18 protein-coding genes and 1 pseudogene are annotated in these 17,786 nt (G+C 57.9%); 11 read left to right on the forward strand and 8 right to left on the reverse strand.

Annotated elements, in window-relative coordinates; translation table 11 throughout:
• The first annotated feature begins 183 nt into the window (after positions 1-183).
• On the forward strand, positions 184-513 hold the full coding sequence (locus tag WCA10_RS18555) for a hypothetical protein (RefSeq protein WP_472824005.1): 330 nt from the start codon (positions 184-186) through the stop codon (positions 511-513).
• Between the two features lie 397 nt (positions 514-910).
• Here WCA10_RS18555 and WCA10_RS18560 read toward each other — a convergent pair whose 3' ends face one another.
• Complete coding sequence (locus tag WCA10_RS18560) at positions 911-1,093, reverse strand: hypothetical protein (protein ID WP_472824006.1); 183 nt, start codon at positions 1,091-1,093, stop codon at positions 911-913.
• Between WCA10_RS18560 and WCA10_RS18565 the strand changes: the two genes are divergently transcribed.
• The 3 genes from WCA10_RS18565 (at position 1,034) to WCA10_RS18575 (ending at position 2,433) form a co-directional block, all read left to right on the forward strand.
• Positions 1,034-1,822 (forward strand): YihY/virulence factor BrkB family protein, encoded by a 789-nt coding sequence (locus WCA10_RS18565; protein ID WP_472824007.1) that lies wholly within the window; start codon positions 1,034-1,036, stop codon positions 1,820-1,822. The two genes, WCA10_RS18560 and WCA10_RS18565, sit on opposite strands and share 60 nt — an antisense overlap.
• Before the next feature lie 32 nt (positions 1,823-1,854).
• Complete coding sequence (locus WCA10_RS18570; RefSeq protein WP_472824008.1) at positions 1,855-2,130, forward strand: hypothetical protein; 276 nt, start codon at positions 1,855-1,857, stop codon at positions 2,128-2,130.
• A 93-nt stretch (positions 2,131-2,223) separates the two neighbouring features.
• On the forward strand, positions 2,224-2,433 hold the full coding sequence (locus WCA10_RS18575; protein WP_472824009.1) for a TerB family tellurite resistance protein: 210 nt from the start codon (positions 2,224-2,226) through the stop codon (positions 2,431-2,433).
• A 75-nt stretch (positions 2,434-2,508) separates the two neighbouring features.
• Here WCA10_RS18575 and WCA10_RS18580 read toward each other — a convergent pair whose 3' ends face one another.
• The 6 genes from WCA10_RS18580 to WCA10_RS18605 form a co-directional block, all read right to left on the reverse strand.
• On the reverse strand, positions 2,509-3,003 hold the full coding sequence (locus WCA10_RS18580; RefSeq protein WP_472824010.1) for a hypothetical protein: 495 nt from the start codon (positions 3,001-3,003) through the stop codon (positions 2,509-2,511).
• A 204-nt stretch (positions 3,004-3,207) separates the two neighbouring features.
• Entirely contained in the window at positions 3,208-4,191 is a 984-nt protein-coding gene (locus WCA10_RS18585; protein ID WP_472824011.1) for a bifunctional enoyl-CoA hydratase/phosphate acetyltransferase, read from the reverse strand.
• A gap of 287 nt (positions 4,192-4,478) precedes the next feature.
• Positions 4,479-5,825 (reverse strand): Tol-Pal system beta propeller repeat protein TolB, encoded by a 1,347-nt coding sequence (gene tolB, locus WCA10_RS18590; protein ID WP_472824012.1) that lies wholly within the window; start codon positions 5,823-5,825, stop codon positions 4,479-4,481.
• A gap of 146 nt (positions 5,826-5,971) precedes the next feature.
• Positions 5,972-6,754: a cell envelope integrity protein TolA gene (gene tolA, locus WCA10_RS18595; RefSeq protein ID WP_472824013.1), complete on the reverse strand. Its 783-nt coding sequence runs from the start codon at positions 6,752-6,754 to the stop codon at positions 5,972-5,974.
• 30 nt (positions 6,755-6,784) lie between these two features.
• Positions 6,785-7,207 carry an ExbD/TolR family protein gene (locus WCA10_RS18600; RefSeq protein ID WP_472824014.1) on the reverse strand — a complete coding sequence of 141 codons (423 nt, stop codon included), beginning with the start codon at positions 7,205-7,207 and terminating at the stop codon, positions 6,785-6,787.
• Positions 7,191-7,961: a MotA/TolQ/ExbB proton channel family protein gene (locus WCA10_RS18605; RefSeq protein ID WP_472824015.1), complete on the reverse strand. Its 771-nt coding sequence runs from the start codon at positions 7,959-7,961 to the stop codon at positions 7,191-7,193. The genes WCA10_RS18600 and WCA10_RS18605 overlap by 17 nt, the downstream gene beginning before the upstream one ends.
• Before the next feature lie 157 nt (positions 7,962-8,118).
• Between WCA10_RS18605 and recN the strand changes: the two genes are divergently transcribed.
• Complete coding sequence (gene recN / locus WCA10_RS18610) at positions 8,119-9,801, forward strand: DNA repair protein RecN (RefSeq protein ID WP_472824016.1); 1,683 nt, start codon at positions 8,119-8,121, stop codon at positions 9,799-9,801.
• Between the two features lie 90 nt (positions 9,802-9,891).
• Here the strand turns inward: recN and WCA10_RS18615 are convergent, their stop codons facing one another.
• Positions 9,892-10,425: a hypothetical protein gene (locus WCA10_RS18615; RefSeq protein ID WP_472824017.1), complete on the reverse strand. Its 534-nt coding sequence runs from the start codon at positions 10,423-10,425 to the stop codon at positions 9,892-9,894.
• A 333-nt stretch (positions 10,426-10,758) separates the two neighbouring features.
• Here WCA10_RS18615 and WCA10_RS18620 point away from each other — a divergent pair, with 333 nt between their 5' ends.
• The 6 genes and pseudogenes from WCA10_RS18620 to WCA10_RS18645 all read left to right on the forward strand — a co-directional run.
• Positions 10,759-11,394, forward strand: a complete 636-nt coding sequence (locus WCA10_RS18620) for a hypothetical protein (protein WP_472824018.1) — start codon at positions 10,759-10,761, stop codon at positions 11,392-11,394.
• Positions 11,395-11,633: 239 nt separating this feature from the next.
• Complete coding sequence (locus tag WCA10_RS18625) at positions 11,634-12,314, forward strand: carboxypeptidase-like regulatory domain-containing protein (protein ID WP_472824019.1); 681 nt, start codon at positions 11,634-11,636, stop codon at positions 12,312-12,314.
• Between the two features lie 347 nt (positions 12,315-12,661).
• Positions 12,662-14,077, forward strand: a complete 1,416-nt coding sequence (locus WCA10_RS18630; RefSeq protein ID WP_472824020.1) for a hypothetical protein — start codon at positions 12,662-12,664, stop codon at positions 14,075-14,077.
• A gap of 7 nt (positions 14,078-14,084) precedes the next feature.
• Complete coding sequence (locus tag WCA10_RS18635) at positions 14,085-15,830, forward strand: putative bifunctional diguanylate cyclase/phosphodiesterase (RefSeq protein ID WP_472824021.1); 1,746 nt, start codon at positions 14,085-14,087, stop codon at positions 15,828-15,830.
• 100 nt (positions 15,831-15,930) lie between these two features.
• The gene (locus tag WCA10_RS18640) at positions 15,931-17,508 is read left to right on the forward strand and encodes an alpha/beta hydrolase (protein ID WP_472824022.1); all 1,578 of its coding nucleotides are present in this window, start codon (positions 15,931-15,933) and stop codon (positions 17,506-17,508) included.
• A 97-nt stretch (positions 17,509-17,605) separates the two neighbouring features.
• Positions 17,606-17,786: pseudogene (locus WCA10_RS18645) on the forward strand (hypothetical protein); the annotation flags it as partial.

Consider the following 17,786-nt stretch of genomic DNA (forward strand, 5'->3'; position numbering starts at 1 on the left):
CACAAGCCGGACTGCCTCCTGCTTGAACTCAAGCGTGTACCTGCCCCGCTTCCCATTCCTCATCGTCGTTTTCCCTTTCGCTATTAAAGCAGTTCGCTAAGGGATACGTTTTGCGGGGGCAAGGTCAATCCGATCATCGCCAAGGGAACATTGATAAATTCCGGCAAGACTCCAGCTCTCAGTGTGAATGTCTCCTATTTGTTGCACGCCACCGATGTGCCAATTGATCCCGTACAGTATGCCAAACATCCGATCGAAAAATCGGACGCCAAAGAGAAGGCCACCTTTACTGTGTTCCCCGGTGCGGCCTTCGTTGTAATGCCTAAAACAGGTTCTACGGACAAATTGGGCATTGAAAGCATTGCTAATGGGCGAAAACTTCTCTACTTCTTTGTGTCGGTCACTTACATGGACGCCTTCGGCAGAGGACACAGCACGCGCGTGTGCTCCCGTTATGATCACGTCGCTAAATTGTTCGAAACTTGTCCCGGTAATTATGATTCCGCAGATTAGCGCCAGCCCTGTCACGGCAACTAAGAGTTTAGTTGCTCGCCTTTGTGTGTCAAGTATATTATTGCCGTTGGCGGAGAGGAGCGCCGCAAATTATTCTCAACACTTTGTTTGCCCGTAGATTCCTCTTCCCATTGGACTTAGATGCGATTAACCGAGAACAGACAAGGCTGGGGCAAAACCGACTCACAATTCGATTATGGCAAATCCGGGATTAATTACCTGCAAAACGGGGTGCTGAAATCTTCCGAATGGAATGAGTGGGTTAGGGCGAGAAGGAGAGAGACGTTGCTTGACATTTCCAAGTCTCAATCGCGGCGGCCTTAACTGCCGATGACCGGTTGCGATATGTATTCAGTGGGAATGTCTGCTCGGAAAAGCTGATCTCGTCGAGCCAGCGTCATCCCGCATCGCGGCTGTCCTCCCTCTGCCGTTCGCGACTTACCTCCTTCAATTGCTCACAGTCGGGGACTTGCGTCTGGAATTGAAAAGGCTTGCTGGCCTCGCCGAAGTAGACGCTGGTGTGGGGGAAGGGAATCTCAATGCCAACTTCGTCGAATTTCTTCTTAATGCGGCGGTTCATTTCCCGGCCAACGGTCCACTGTTGAATGGGCGCGGTCTGCCGGATCAGGCCGCAAGTTTTTTTGTTGGGACCTATCGGCACGTCGCGTCTGGAGGACGGCGAGGACTGTTGACATTCGGAGCGATCTTTACGGTCTGGTCAGGCTCGACCGGTGTTTATGCGCTCATGGAGCAGCTCAACGTGATCTGCGACGTCAAGGAAAGGAGGCCTTTCTGGAAGGCGCGGGGGATCGCGATTCTCCTGCTGGTGCTTTTTGCTTTGCTGGCAATCGGAGCACTTTCGCTGGTGATCTTTGGAGGAGTTCTTCAGTCGTCGCTTGCCTCGATCATCGGCTGGAGCCGACCGTTACTCGTCTTCTTTGCGACTCTCCGCTGGATCATCATTGCCGCGGCACTGTTATTGGCCATAGCCGTGTCGTACCGGTTCGGGCCGGATGTGAAGGTCAGGTTCCGGTTTATTTCGTCCGGCAATCTGGCTGCCGCCATCCTGATTTTGCTTGCCTCGATTGCATTTCGCTCTTATGTCTCCAAATTCGGCAACTACAGTGCCACCTATGGCAGCCTCGCCGCCATCATCATCCTGATGCTGTGGATGTATATGGCTGGAATTGCCCTTTTAACCGGATACGAAGTCAATGCAGTCTTGCACCCGTACAACTCTCAGCAATCCGAGTTGGATGATTCCGGGCGACTCGAAGAGATTGGAGTTGAGACTAGAATGGCCCTATAGGCGGAAAGAAAAGATCAATCTGGAGACGGTGATTGGCGATTATGGGCATCGTGGAATTTTTGAACTCTTTCAAGAGGCGGTTGGAAGATGGCCAGGGCCGCAGTGGATCGGATGGTCTCGGTCGAGATGAAACCGAGACGGTACGGAAAATTGTGCGGCAACTCGACAATTTGGAACCAGCGCGCGCCCGCTTCATTGCTGCTTTCGCATATATCCTGAGCCGTGTTGCTCGCGCCGATATGAATATCAGTGACGAAGAGACCAAAGAGATGGAACATCAGGTGATCCGCCTCAGCAGTCTTCCCTAGGAGCAGGCCGTGCTCGTTGTACAGATCGCGAAGACACAAGCGACGCTTTTCGGAGGTACGGAAAACTTCCTTGTCACGAATGAATTCAAAGACATGGCAACCCTGGAACAGAGGCTGGCGTTGTTGGATTGCCTTTTTGCGGTAGCCGCTGCCGACAAGGTGATTTCTACTGTCGAAGAGCGTGAGATCAGGCTGATCAACGACGAGTTGCAGCTCACCCATGATCAGTTCATCGCCACGCGTTTCAAGTTCCGTGAATATCTGGCAGTTCTGAAGAACCTGGCACCCTTCAATCAAGGTTGATATTTTCCGCCGGCTTGAGATTGCCGTAAGTAACGGCAACAGCGACGCACAACTTGGACAATCATTGGCGCGCGTTCAGCTTTGTGAGCCACATTTGATTTCGACACGGAGGAGGGGTGGTTCTGTGACCGCGCTTTCCGGCTTGTCGACAACCTCGATAGCGTGCATCGGCTCCGGCTTCATCCATTCCACGCTCCATTTGCCCGGATGGACAGGCTCGTTGATGCTCGGCTGGTCGCGCACGCTACCATCCGGACGATGGTAACGAACATGCGGTGATGAGCCACCGGTATCCCAATCAAGAAAGAAGCTCGGCCAGCGATGGTGGTGCATCGGTTCGGTCTTGCCTGGCGGGGGCACAGTGACTTCGAGGACGCGCACCAATGCGTTTTCGAAGATCACCTTGTGACTGCCCGGAGCCGCCTGGACTGCGTCGTAGCCGTCGGGAAAGCCGGATTTGTCCTGGGCATCCGCGAGACGAGCGAACGAGATGAATGCCGGAAGAGCAGTGCCGATCGCAGCGAGGAATCTGCGGCGCGCGATTGCGGGTTTGGCTTGATCCATGCGCATGGAGCTTTTCCTTTCCAGTGAGATTCGTATAGCACGTGACTTGATGGTGACATCCCAGGGGGAATCAGTTTTGGGGATGAATCAGGGGTGTCGAGAATCTGCGAAGATCGCCGCGTTCGAAGGATACGCCCGAAGAGGAAGAAAAAGGGCGTCAATTCTGGAATGGAATTGACGCCCTTTTCTAGTCGAGTTCGGGATGGCGGATTATGCTTCGACGGGATGCGTGGCGTAGTGGAGGAGGCAGGCTACGGCGCAACTGGTGAGGCGGGTTTCGGCGGAGTCGGCGCGGCTGGTGAGAATGACGGGAACGCGTGCGCCGAGGACAATGCCGGCAAGTTGCGCGCCGCCGAGGTATTCAAGCTGCTTGGCGAGCATGTTGCCGCTTTCGAGATCGGGGACGACGAGAATGTCGGCCTGGCCGGTGACGGGCGAGTTGAGGTGCTTGATCTCGGCGGCGTGGGCGCTGACAGCCGTGTCGAAGGCCAGCGGTCCGTCAAGAATACCGCCGGTGATCTGGCCGCGATCGGCCATCTTGCACAGCGCGGCCGCTTCCATCGTGGATGGGATCTTGGGGTTGACGGTTTCGATGGCGGAGAGCAGGGCGACCTTGGGCTCGGGAATGCCGAGAGCGTGGGCCAGGTCGATGGCGTTCTGCACGATGTGAATCTTGTCTTCGAACTCGGGCTTGATGTTGATGGCGGCGTCGGTGATGAGCAGGGTGCGCGCGTAGGCCGGCGTGTCCATGACGAAGACGTGGGTGATGCGGCGCGAGGTGCGCAGGCCGGTGTCGCGGGCCATCGCCACTTTCATCAGCTCGTCGGTGTGGAGGCTGCCCTTCATCATGGCCTGGGCGCTTCCGCTGCGGCACATGCTGACGCAGATCTCGGCGGCTTTGACTTCGTTATCCGCATCGAGGATGGGGTAGGGCGAGATGTCGACGCCGATCTCTGCGGCGAGGGCGCGCATGGCAGCTTCGTCGCCGATGAGCGTGGGCTTGATGAGGCCTTCCTCCGCGGCTTCAGTGGCGCCTCGGAGCGCGACGTCGGACAGCGGCCAGCAGACGGCGGTGGTGATGGCGGGCAGGGATTTGCAGCGGTCGAGGAATTTGTGGAAGACGTGGTAGTCGGCGGGATGGCCGACCAACGGATCGACGACAACTGCTTCGGCAAGAGGGGCGAGATCGCTCATGTGTTCCTTCTCCATGGCCGGAGCGGATAGCTGATCCGCGGGCCTGACGCTTTCATTTTTACGCGGCGGCGGAAAATGGGGTGTGCGGAAGGTCACAGTACGGGCAAGTGTCCTTCATTGCGGTACGTGGCTTGTTTGGTCACAGATGACTGGGTCGGCGAAACCGTCGTCGGAAACGACAAGCTGGGTGTGCGCGGGTCTGTCGGCATCTCCCAGATAGGGCGGACTGCGACCTGGGTGCGAATCCCTGACGGCAGGTTACCCGCCGCAAGATTATCTTGCTGACACTACTTCCAGCTCCAGTTCGGCATGAAGTTCTGGCCGGTGGTGGTGAGCTGGTGCTGTTGCGTGCCGTCCACAAGCATCGACCAAATCTGGGTTCTGCCGCCGATGGAGCGCTCGAAGACGATGTGGCGGTTGTCGGGCGACCATGAGGGGTAGTCGTTGCTCCCCGATTCGTGGGTGAGCTGGAGCCACTTGTGGGTGGAGATATCCATCACGTAGATGTCCTGGCCGCCGGGTGCGCCGGGGCCGTATTTGCGGTTCCACGCGAAGGTGAGCCACTGGCCGCTCGGCGACCACGAGGGAGAAACCGCGTACCCGCCGTCGGTGAGGCGCGCGACGTTGGCGCCGTCCTGGTCCATGGTGTAGATCTGCGGCAGGCCTGTGCGGCCGCTCACCCACGCAATCTGCGCGTTGGTGCGTGGATTCCAACTCGGAGAGACGTCGGGTCCGCGGAAGGATGTGATCTTGTGCGCTTGTCCGCCGGCCGCATCCGTGATCCAGATCTCCGGGTCACCCGAGCGCGATGAAGAGAACGCAATCTTTGCGCCGTCGGAAGACCATGACGGTGTGGTGTTGCTTCCGCCCACGGTGCCGACTGGGAAGGCGACCGTGCGACCGAGATCGAGCGAATACATGCGAATGGACCAGCCTTCGCGGTTAAGGCTCTCGAAAGCGATGCGGGAATTATCGGGCGAGATGCGCGGCGACATTGATATTGTGCCGAGGTGCGTGATGGCGTGCTGGTTCTGGCCGTCGTAGTCCATCACCCATACTTCCTTGGAGCCGGTGCGGGAACTGATGAAGTAGATTTTGGTTTCGGCGATGCCGTTGATGCCGCCGCCGAGGCGATAGATGATTTCGTCGGCAAAGCGGTGGGCGATGGTGCGCGCCATTTCTTCGCTGGCTGCCTCGTTGTACTGCTTGCCGAGGACCTGCGGATTGGCGGTGTTACGCGTGTCGTCGAGCCAGCCGTAGACCACGAGCCGGCCGTTGGTGGCGGAGAGCGCGCCGAAGGCGACCATGGCGGCGGCAGAGGGGTCTGCCGACCACTGGGAGAGATTGATCTCTTGCGGCGAACCCGGCGAGGCTTGGGGGGCGAGGCTCTTCGAGACCATGTCGAAGATACCGGAGTTCTGCAGATCGTTGAAGAGGGTTGAGTCGAAGGAGGCCTTCAATGCGGCAGTCTGCGGGTCGGCGCCGACCAGCTTGAAGTCCGCTGCCGCGAGGCGAATGGGCGCGTTGCCCAATCCAGACCCGGTATGAACCCAATCCTGTGCAGAGGTGGGAAGGGGAGCGATCGCTGCCAGAAGAAGTAAAACTGGAAAACCAAAACGCAACGTAAGTTTCATGAGAACGCTAAACCCTTCCTGGGTGAATTTTCGAGCGATGGGGAAACTCTGCGTGTCTCGAACGACTCTGTTTCGCGTGTGCGCAGCATGCAAAGCGCGGCCGGTATGTCTCGTCCCCTATTTTACTTGGACGGGTTTCGAGACGCCTAGTAAGTGCAATCGAAGTAGACCTGCAGGTAACTGTCGCGATAACCCGCGGGCAAAGGGCCAAAGGTATCAACACGTTGTGCGGCGCGAACGCAAACCGAATCCCATGTCGGACTTCCGCTGGAGCGGTCGATGCGCTCATCGCTGTGCGATCCGTCTTTGTGGATGCGGAACTCTATGGAAGCCTTGGCTCCCTTGGGTGTGCGCGGATCGGCGAGCGAGCGATATCCGTTTGCATCCATCTTGCGATTGATGTTGTCGACGTACCAGCCGAACTGCGCGCCGAAATTTGCATCGGTAAGCGTGGTTGGTCCGTTGGCCACGCCGGATTGCGCAGCATGCGGGATGACGGAGCCCGCCTGCTCGCCATATTGCGCCTTGTCGGGAACGGGCTGCTGCTTGACTACATTCCGCTGGGCCTGCTCGTGTTCCTGCTTTTTCGTCTTGCCTACGATAGGAATCGCGGTCTGATCTTCTGCCTGCTTGGCTTTCGGCTGTGGAGGTGCGGGCGCTTCGCTGGGCTTCTCGGTTGCCAATACATTTTGATTGGGCGGATGATCGGAGGGCAGTGGGATTGCGCTCGTGATATTTACCTGGATGGCGCCGCCGGGTCCGCTGCCGCCCCACAGGTTGTGGTGAAAGAAGCCTCCGATAATGCCGTAGAGCACGATGGCGATGATGATGGCGCAGTGCAGCAGCACCGATCCTGCAGCCGGCCGGGCAAACGGCTCCGGGGCCAGCTCCTGCTGGAGATGTTCGCCGCCCTGGAAGAAACTGCTCATCGTTCTCGTTCGACCTTCTCGCTGACGCCGCTATTTCGCGGCTTGGTCAAGTGGCCGCGTGACCACCGAGATATTCGTGATGCCTGCTTGTTTCACCGCGTCCATCACACTGGCAAAAGCGCCGAATGGCACGCGCACATCCGCGCGCAGATAGATCACCTTCTTGCCGGAGTCGCCGCTCGCATCGCGAAGCCGTTTTCCCAGGTCATGCACGTTCACCGGCTTGTCGCCGAGAAAAACATTCTGGTCGCGATCGATGGTGACCACCAGGCGCTGTTCGGTGATTTCCTTTACCGTGCGCGTCTTAGGGATGTTGACTTCAATTCCCGATTGCAAGACGGGCGCCGTAATCATGAAGATGACGAGCAGCACAAGCACGACGTCAACCAACGGCGTGATGTTGATATCCGCGAGCGAGGATTGGGTGCGGCCGTTGTTAGTCGTGAAAGCCACGTGCTACCTCTTGAGGCTCGTCGCGCGGAGCCGCCGATCCGCGCGCGGGAATCTCTTCCAACGAATTCAAGAGCTCGCGGCAGAAGTCGTCGGTGGCCGATGCGAAGACACGAATCCGAGCGGCGAACTGGTTGTACGCGACAACGGCGGGTACGGCCACGAAAAGGCCCGCGGCGGTGGTGATGAGCGCTTCAGAGATGCCCGGCGCCACGGCGCGCAGGGTTGCCGCGCCGGCAGTGCCCAGGCCGTGAAATGCATCGACAACGCCCATGACGGTGCCGAAGAGGCCAACGAATGGGCTGGTGGCTGCGATGGTGGCGAGCCAGATCAGGCGGCGTTCCAGCGCGGTGATCGCTTCACTGGATGCGGTCTGCGCCGAACGCTCCAGCGGGGTAATGCTGCGCGGCGGTCCGCTGCCACCGGTCTGGCGCTTGTATGTTTCGTAGACGTCGAGGTAGACCTGCGCCAGCGGACTGTTTTTGTAGTTGTCGGCGATCGAGGCGACTTCGTTGAGGCGGGTTGCGCGGCGAAAAGCATTGATGAAGTTGCGGCTTTCGCGGGTGGCGCGGCCGAAGATCGACATCTTACTCAGAATGACGGTCCAGGAGTAGAGACTGGCGATCAGCAAGAGGACCAGGACTGCGAGTGCAATCCCTCCAATATTGCTCATCATCTCCATCAGCGCGCCGGCGCCTTGGGCTGCAGGGCCAGCGGCTGGCGGAACGCCACCGTCAGCTTGAAATGCGAGAAGCAAAATCGCTGTGAAAATCGGTTTTCACCTCAATATCCACGGTATCAGACGCGTTGCGGCGCTCCAAGTTATCGTTCTGGTGCACTCGAAGCCGCGCATTTCAGGCACCTTAGCCGTAACCCCTGTGGTTCGTGCTATGCTGCGCTCGGATTCACCTTTCATGCTGGTAGAGTTACGCGCCGAAAATTACGCTGTTATCGATCACGCCATTGCCGTCTTCGGCCCGGGCTTGAACCTGCTGACCGGCGAAACGGGTGCGGGCAAATCCATTCTTGTAGATGCGCTGGCGCTGCTGATGGGCGGCAAGGCCTCAACGGAAATTGTGCGCCACGGAGCCGACAAGGCGGTTGTGGCGTGTGTGTTTGAGTCCACGCCGGCCGCCGAAGCAGTTCTCGAAGAAAACGGGATCGACGCCGAAGGCACCGAAATCATCCTGCGCCGCGAGATTCTTTCGACCGGCAAGGGCCGGGTGTTCGTGAACAACCAACCGGCGACCGTCGCGGTTTTGAGGTTGCTTGCCCCGGAACTTGCGCTGGTGCACGCGCAGTCGGAGACGCTTTCGAGCTTCGACCAGACACAGCAGCGGATTCTGCTGGACCGCTTTGCGGCCATCTCGACTGACGAGGCGGCCGCGGCATACGAAGGGTGGCGTGCAGCGCAGGCGAAGCTCGATGAACTGCTGACAAACGAACAAGACCGCCTGCGCATGGTCGACCTGTGGAGCTACCAGGCGAAGGAGATCGGCGCTGCCAATCTTGTCGCAGGCGAAGACGAAGCACTTGAAACCGAAAAGCGCGTGCTTGCCAATGCCGAGAAGCTCTACGCCGCCGCGATGAGCGCGTTCGATCAGCTTTACGAGGGCGGAGCATCGGCTGAAGCCGCACTGAGGGCTGCCGGTCGCAATCTCGAGGAACTTGCGCGATATGACCCAAAGTTCAATGAAGCCGCGCAGCAGGTTGAGTCAGCTCGTGCCATTGTGGGCGACGTGAGCGCCACGCTGCGCGACTATGCCGAACGCATCAATGCTTCGCCGGACAGGCTGGCGGAGATTGAAGATCGACTGGCGCTGCTCGATCGCCTGAAACGCAAGTACGGCAAGACCGTTGCCGACGTGATCGCGCTGGGCGAGGAAGTGGCGCGCAAACTGGCGGAAGTTGAAGATCGCGACGAGACCCTGAAGGTGCTGCGCGCGGCGCTGGCGAAATCCGCAGACGCGTATCGGCAGGCTGCTGCTTCGCTTTCTGAGCAGCGCAAGGCGGCCGGTGTTAAGCTCGCCAAGCTCGCTGAGACGGAGATGAATTCGCTGGCGATGAAGGTGCGGTTTGAGATTTCTGTTGCCCGCAACGAACAGGAATCTGCGTGGAGCGCCCACGGCTGGGATGAAGTGGAATACCGCATCGCGACCAATCCCGGCGAACCGCTGAAGGCGCTGCACGAGATCGCTTCAGGCGGCGAAATGTCGCGCGTGATGCTGGCGCTGAAAGTTGCGGTCGAAGAGGCCTCGTCGAAAACAAGAAAGAAACTGCCCACGCCGCGCACGCTGGTCTTCGACGAAATCGACATTGGCATTGGCGGACGCGCTGCCGACGCTGTTGGCCAGAAGCTCAAGGCGCTGGGTCGCGCTCAGCAAGTGCTTTGCGTGACCCATCTGCCCCAGATCGCCGCTTTCGCGGATCAGCATTTTGTTGTGGAGAAGAAGGAAGACCACGGCCGCACCAAGATGCATATTCGCCTGCTGGACGACCGTGCACGCACCCACGAAGTGGCGCGCATGCTCTCCGGCGCGAAGGTGACGGAGACCAGCCTGCAGCACGCGGCGCAGATGATCGCTACGAGCCGATAAGACCGGTTCGACCCTTGACTCCATTACGAAAGCCCCATGAGTGAGTTGCACTCGTGGGGCTTTTTCATTTGGTGATTGTGTCAGGCGGGGCTATTTGTCGTGTCCGTGGCCGTGGTCCTTATTGTCGTGGTCGCGGCCATGATTGTCGTTGTGACCATTGCCACGACTGTCGTTGTGCGGGTTGCCGTGGCTGACGGCGTGATTGCCGTGGTCCTGGTAATGGCCATTGTGGTTCCCGTTATCGTGCCGGACTTCGTTGTGATACTCATTTCCATGCCATTGATGTTCCCAGCCGCGGTGTCTGCCCCAGTCGGCATGCTCGCCGCGCGCGGGGAAGGGACCGCGGTATCCGAAATGCGGATCGTAGTCATGGTTGATGTAGCCATGAAATCCCACAGGGCCGCGGAACCATGGCCCGGCGCCATAAAACACGCCTCCGCTGAACCACTCCGGACCGTAGTAGCCGAAGGGCGCGCATTGATAGGGCGCGTAATTGAAGAAGCCATAGGGGCACACCGGCGCCACTCCAATGCTGATGCTGATCTGCGCGGCCGCACGCGAATTGGCACCTGCCAAACAAACGAGTGCAAGAACCGGCACGGCAAATAGCCGGGAAAATCTCATAAACTCCTCCAGATTTGACGCTCGCATCAGTCTACCCGCCCGCAGGGTGTTCTCAACCTCCCATCGCGCCCCAAGGCTCTCGAAAGTCACCTGTACAAATGGCGCCGTCGCCGGAACAAAAATCAGCGAATTCCAGCAATCGTTTTGATCGGGACAAAGCATGCGTCCGGGCGGAAACGTGAGAGGCAACCCCCGCCACGTCGAGGGTCTCCAACATCACGTGTACCAAGTCGTACCCGTTCTGCGTTCTGGGCTTGCGAGGCAGGGATTTCAGCGAAGGCGCAGTTGCAATAAACCGTATCTAAACGTTTAGAAGCAGGAGGACCCCGGGCTATGGATATACACGCACTTACCCCCACCCAGATCGCCATCATTGTTGCCGTCATCGTGGTCGTGATCGGCGCCATCGTCGTCGCATTTCTACAAAAGCGCCGCACCGGGAAACTTCGCGAGCACTTCGGTGCCGAGTACGATCGCGCCGTTGCCGAGGGAGGCAATAAGCGCATTGCCGAGTCCCGGCTCGAGGAGCGCACCGAGCGCGTGAAGAAGTTCCACATTCGTGCGCTCACCGTGGAGGATCGAACTCGGTTTACCGAGTCGTGGGATCGCGTGCAGGCACGCTTTGTGGATGCTCCGGCAGGCGCAGTCGCCGAGGCTGACCAGCTTATCGGCGACCTGATGGCAACCTGCGGCTACCCCGTGGGCGACTTTGAGCAGCGCGCCGCCGACATCTCCGTCGACCATCCTATCGTCACGCAGAACTACCGCTCTGCGCACGAGATCGCGGTTCGCCAAGCGAAGGGACAGGCCAGCACCGAAGACTTGCGCCGCGCCATGATTCACTATCGCGCGCTCTTCGACGATCTGGTGAGCGAGCGGCATGACACCACCGTTGTCGAGCGGAAGCCCGCCGCCGCCGCAGATCGCGCGGATTACCCACCGGAGCCGGTGCGCATGCGGCGCGGCTGACTCCGGTTGGCGCGACGCGAGTTCAATGCAACTGGAAACATCTTGGAGTGCCGCAATCGTCGCGCGTCACTCCATTTGTTCATGGTGCGGCGACGTCTTTCGTATCTTGTGAAGATGACGAAATCTTCATCTCGCACTTCCGGTTCCAGCCTTCCAATTGTGCGCTCACTGCGGCATACTCGACTTCGTCTGAAAGTTCGAAGAATCTCCTCTCCCGCCCTCCGATCAGGAGAAGACACATGTCGATCACAAAGGGAATGTTCGCCGTTGCGATGCGAGCCTTCCTGTTTTGCTGTGTTGTTACCGCTCCGGCATTTGCGCAGAATTACACTCTCTCTGGCAAGGTAAGTGACTCCGCCGGTCACGCGGTTGCAAGTGCGACTGTATCCGCGAAGAGCGTAGCGACGGGTCAGACGTTCAGCGCCAAGACCGGCAAGGACGGGATGTATTCCATCCACGATCTTGCGGGTGGGGATTACATGGTGTCCGCGGTTGCGGGAGAGTTGCAGGCTCCGCCAATCAAAGTCACGCTGGCTGCCGCACAAACAACCGACCTCACCGTGAGCCCCGCGACCAAAGGCGCAGAAGCCCTTCCCAATGCGCCGCAACAAGAGCAGGGCGCTCCGGCGAATCCCAATGCTCCTTCGCTCTCCGATCTCGGCTTCACGCCGCAGCAGACACAGGCCAACACAGAGCTGCAGGCCACGCTTGCGAAGCGGACCAAGATGCTGAAGATTCACCAGAAGCTGGGTCTGATCACCACCCTTCCCATTGCCTTTCGCCTTGGCCAGCGGACCGGTAAACAGCGTGGCAGCCATTGTTGGAACCATCCCCGCACTCTGCTCCGATTTCAAAATCGACCGCCCGTCCTTTCTCAACCGTTCCGATCAAGAATGAAATTCCCGTCCGTGTCGATATGATGTGGCAAAGGCAATAGTCTCTCAGGTGCTTCAACGCTCGATTCGGAGACCTGTGAGGAGTAATGTCCGTGTAGCCGGTTAACCAACCGCAACAATTCTAAAAGTGAGCCGTGAAGACACCCGATTGCAGGCCTGATCGATAGGATCTGAATCCGCGGGAAGGTCTTCTTCACCGGTATGTCCCTGCACCCGCGACTCGCGACCGGATGAAGATCCCAGGTCAACACGAAACGCACTTTCGTTCATTGGAGTTACTGAACAAAACCGGCTTAGTGTCCGATATACCCTTCATGTTCTCCATTGAGGACAATCATTCATCAGACCAGCGGATCGTGAAGCCGTGTGGGGTGCTCCGAATTGCGGCCTTAACCCTTGTTTTTTGCGGTTTTGGCACAGGATTTGGCGAGACTTCGCCCTCGTCCGGTTCGCGAACTCTGACCTCGCTCGCTCAATTGCGCGAACTCCAGGTCGATGGTTCGGGTCGCCCTGCTCGGATTCATGTGCGGGCGGTAGTGACCTACTACGACCCGGTAGGGCCCGATCTTTTTGTACAGGATGCAGCGGCGGGGATCTGGGTCGACCTCAGAGGATTGAAAGTGCCCCCACCGAAGGTCGGACAGCTCCTGGATCTTCGAGGAACCGGTGGGGCTGGGTTTTCCCCTTACGTGGCGAATCCGCAGTGGAAGAATCTCGGCACCGCTCCTCTTCCAGATCCCGTTCGCGTCAGCTTCGAACAAGCAGCAACGGGCTCGTCCGACAGCCAGTGGGTCGAAATGGAGGGTGTTGTTCGATCTTTCGTCCTTGAAGCGGAAGGAAGCGTTCTTGTCATCGACACTGCAACCCCGACCGGAGTGTTCACCGTCCGAGTGCCAAACTATCATGCCCCATTTCCTATGGCCATGGTTGACGCTAAAGTGCGGTTCCAAGGTGTCTGCGGTGCGGCATTCAATCGAAGAAACCAGCTTGTGGCCATCCACCTCATGATGCCCGGCATGGAATACAGCAACGTCCTCAAAGCCGCACCGGCAGACCCTTTTGCAGTGCTTGCAACGCCGGTGACCAAAATCGGGACATTTTCGGCGCAATCAGACGACCTTCATCGAGTGAAGGTGATTGGTACGATCACCGCACGATTCCCCGCCCAGGGAATCTTCTTAATGGATGCGACAGGTGGCGTTTATGCAGAAAGCCAGGATGGTTTTACCGGCAACCAAGGAGACGAAGTCGAAGTCGTTGGGTTCCCGGCGAGAGGCAATTACAGCACGGTATTGAGGTCCGCAGCCATTCGCCCAATGGGTAAGCACCAATCCCTGATTCCCGTGAGGATCGATGGTCAATCGGCTCTGAAGGGCGGGTATGACGCTGGACTCGTGAGAATCTCAGGAACCGTTCAGGCAGTGAATCCGGTGAATGGTTCCTACTCTCTCGCCATGCAGTCTGACGATCACGTCAACTTCGCTGCCAATTTCGCTGTACCGGCTGAGCACGGTTTGCCGCCTTCGATCGGGAGCAGACTCCAACTGACAGGGATCTGCTCGATCAAGACGGATGAGAATGGGAACCCGAGTGTGTTTGAAATCGTATTGCGGTCCCCCCATGACATCGACTTGCTTGCCTCTCCCCCCCTGGCTGACCAGTCGGCGCGCGGCTTTCATCGTTTTTGCATTCGTAATCCTGACAATGGCGGTTTTCGGGTGGGTCGTCATTTTGCGCAGGCGGGTTCGCAGCCAGACGCAACTCATCAAAGCCCGGCTCGAAAATGAAGTCCTGTTGGAGGAAAAGTATCGCCGGATTTTCGAACGCAATCTGACCGGCTTGTATGTCGCCAATGCAGAGGGTGAGATTGTTGACTGTAATGAAACTTGCGCTCTGATCCTGGGCTTTGCAAGCCGCGAAGCATTGCTCGAAAACGGCCTGGAGGCAAAGCGGATCACCTCACAATTCCACCGGCATTTCGATGAGGATTCGATTGTCGAAAAGGCACAGATTCGAAATACAGAATGCAAATTCCAGCGCCGCGACGGCAGTTGGAGATGGGTGCTTGTCAATATCAGACTCGCGAATCATGCAGACGCATCACGCACATCCTTCGAAGCCGGACTTGTGGATATCACCGACCGGAAGACGGCCGAAGATCAGGTTCAGTATCTGGCGTATTACGATTCGTTGACCGGCCTGCCCAATCGAGCCTTGCTTAAAGATCGCGTCGTGAACGCACTCGCAGGGGCCGTTCGTCGTAATGAAAAGGTAGCAATCCTGTTCCTCGATCTCGATCGATTCAAGATTATCAATGACTCTCTCGGGCACTCGTATGGCGACCTGCTGCTTACAGAGGTTGCGATGAGACTCAAGAGACTGGCGCGCAAAGAAGATACGGCTGCCCGGGTCGGCGGGGATGAATTTCTTATTGTTCTAACGGCTGTGAAGGATGAGGCGGACGTAGCGATTACAGCAGAACGAATTGGAAGAGAATTGGAAAACGAATTCGTAATCCTGGGGCATACCTTCAAAGTGACTTGCAGCATCGGGATCAGCATTTTTCCGGAGCATGGTCTTGACGAGGAGGTGTTGATCAAGAATGCCGATGCGGCAATGTATTGCGCCAAAGACAGCGGCCGTTACACCTACCGTTTCTTTACCGATGAAATGAACGCCCAGGTTCTTGAACGGCTTGTGCTTGAAAACGAACTACGCACGGCATTGGAGAAGAGAGAGCTTTTTATGATGTATCAACCGCAGATCGATGTGATCACGCGGAAGATCATTGGATTCGAATTGCTCCTTCGCTGGCAACACCCCAGAGAGGGTTTGGTGCCGCCGAACAGGTTTATACCCGTTGCCGAAAACAGCGGACTTATTATTCCGATTGGCGAATGGGCGCTGAGGACGAGTTGTGCCCAAACCCGGGCATGGCAAGATGCAGGCCTTTCTGTGCCTTTTATTGCAGTGAACGTGTCGGCAATACAGTTTCGCCAGGAAGGTTTCTGCGACCTGGTCAGGGCTGTCCTTCACGATACCGGTCTTGCGCCCGAATGCCTTGAACTCGAACTCACTGAAAGTCTCTTGTTGGCGAGCGGGAATTCGATTTTCGCACTTCTTGAAGAATTGAAGAGCATGGGAGTGAAACTGGCGATCGACGACTTTGGCACAGGCTACTCCAGCCTCAGCTACTTGAGGCAGTTCCCGGTTGGAAAGCTCAAGATTGACGGCTCATTCATTAAGAACGTTGAAAGAAATCCTGACGACGCGGCCATCACATCCGCCATTATCGATATGGGCAAGGCTCTGAACTTGAAGGTGATTGCCGAATGCGTCGAAACCGAAACGCAAATGCTATTTCTCGAAGCTCGTGGCTGCAACGAAGTGCAAGGTTATTTTTTCAGCAAACCCCTGATGGCGAGCGATGCGGGAAAAATGCTAAGGCTTAGTCAACTCGGACTGGGAAAGAGTCTCAAGCTTGCGTTACCCCAGCCGTTGCCAGTGCCGGTCACTTCAGATCCGCTATCGGTTCGATGACCTGCACCGCGAACCGCATGGATTCGGCGGTACACGCAAGCATCTCGATAGCGACTTTTCATTGCTTGTACTGTGCGCCGCCTCATACAATTCCTTCACCATGCACATTCCCCGCAAACTTTGCCTCGCTCAAACGTTTGTCCTCTGCTCGTTGGGCGCATTTGCGCAGCAACCGCAACACCTCTTCTTTCGTGTGACTGTCGGTCCAAGGTTCACGACACCGGTCTCCGGCCGCATGCTCATCTTTCTCACCACTGGAACGGGAGCGAAGCAAGTCGATGAGAATCCCCTGCAGCCGCCTTCCGTCTATGTGGCGGCAAAGGATGTTTCAGATCTGACTGCCGGATCATCCGTGGATGTCGACACCGACGACCTCGCTTTTCCCGGCGGCTTTTCGTCGCTGAAGCCGGGAGACTACCAGGCGCAGGCCGTGCTTGACGTGAATCATAACTACAACTACGGCGGCCGCAGCCCCGGCGATCTGGTCAGCGACGTCGTATCTCTGGCATCGTTCACGCCGGGGCAGGGAGCCGAGCCCGTTTTTACCCTGAGCGATGTCGTCGCTGAACGCGCTGCCGGCCCAAATCCTCCGGGCTTTGAGAAGGATGCGCACCTCGAAGACTTCCTGAGTCCCGTGCTCACCGCGTTTTCCGGCCGGCCTACTCATATTCGCGCGTGGGTCATCACACCACCCGACTACGACGAGCACCCGAAGGATCGCTATCCAACCGTCTATTGGACGCACGGATTTGGGGCGCCCTTTTGGTACGAGAAAAGTTCCGGCGGACTCATGCTCGACATGATGGCGAAACACAAGCTTCCCCCGATGATCTGGGTCATGCTCGATGAGTCGTGCCCCACAGGGACACACGAATTCGACGACTCGGTGAACAACGGACCGTGGGGCACTGCACTCACCACGGAGTACATTCCCTATCTTGAGAAGAAGTACCGCATGGATGCGCGGCCGAGTGGGCGGTTCCTGCAGGGCCATTCCTCCGGCGGATGGGCAACCCTGCAGTTGCAGATCGATTATCCGGCGATCTTCGGCGGTACGTGGTCCACCTCACCCGATCCCAGCGATTTTCATGATTTCAGCAGCATCGATCTCTACGCGCCGCACGCCAACGTCTATCGCCGTCCGGATGGAACGCCCTATCCGATCATTCGCGATCATGCAAAAGTGCTCGGCACATTCGAGCAGTTAACCAGGAACGAGCGCGTGCTCGGACCGTACGGCGGGCAGGTTGCGTCGTTTGAGTGGGTTTTCTCGCCGCGCGGGCCTGATGGCCGCCCAATTCCGATGTTCGATCGCAATACCGGAGATGTCGATCCTGCCGTTGTCGCCTACTGGCACGACCACTACGATCTGGCGCACATCGTTCAGACGACCTGGCCACAGCGCGGGCCGCTGCTGCGCGGCAAGATTCACGTCTTCGTGGGCACGGCCGACACGTTCTACCTCGACGGTGCGGCTCACAAGATGGATGCCGTGCTGAAGGCGCTGGACGCCGATGCGCACTTCACCTACATCCCCGATCGGACCCACTTCGACCTCTACACCGTATACAAGGAAGGCGGCGATCCGAAGAGCGATCGCTACGGTCTCTTCCGGCAGATTGGCGCGGAGATGTATGCGGTGGCACGTCCGCATGCGAACTGGAAGCCAGCCGAGTAGACACAGGGAAGCCCAGGCATCTAGAGCATTTCACTAGTTACTGTGCACGGGGTCATTTGTGTTGCAAGCTAAAGGTGGCGATTGTCCGCACACCCAGATGCCGGAACCATACTCGAACGATCTGCGCCGGAAGTTCTTTGCGGCGTATGACCGTGGGGAAGGAAGCCTGAAGGAACTGGCGAAGCGGTTTGGTGTCAGTGAGGATTGGGCAAAGAAGCTATCGGCGCGCCGGCGCAAGACCGGCCAGATCGAGATTGGTGCATGGCGGCACGGTCCGC

The sequence above is a fragment of the Occallatibacter sp. genome, from assembly GCF_049582745.1.
Classification (GTDB): Bacteria; Acidobacteriota; Terriglobia; order Terriglobales; family Acidobacteriaceae; genus Telmatobacter.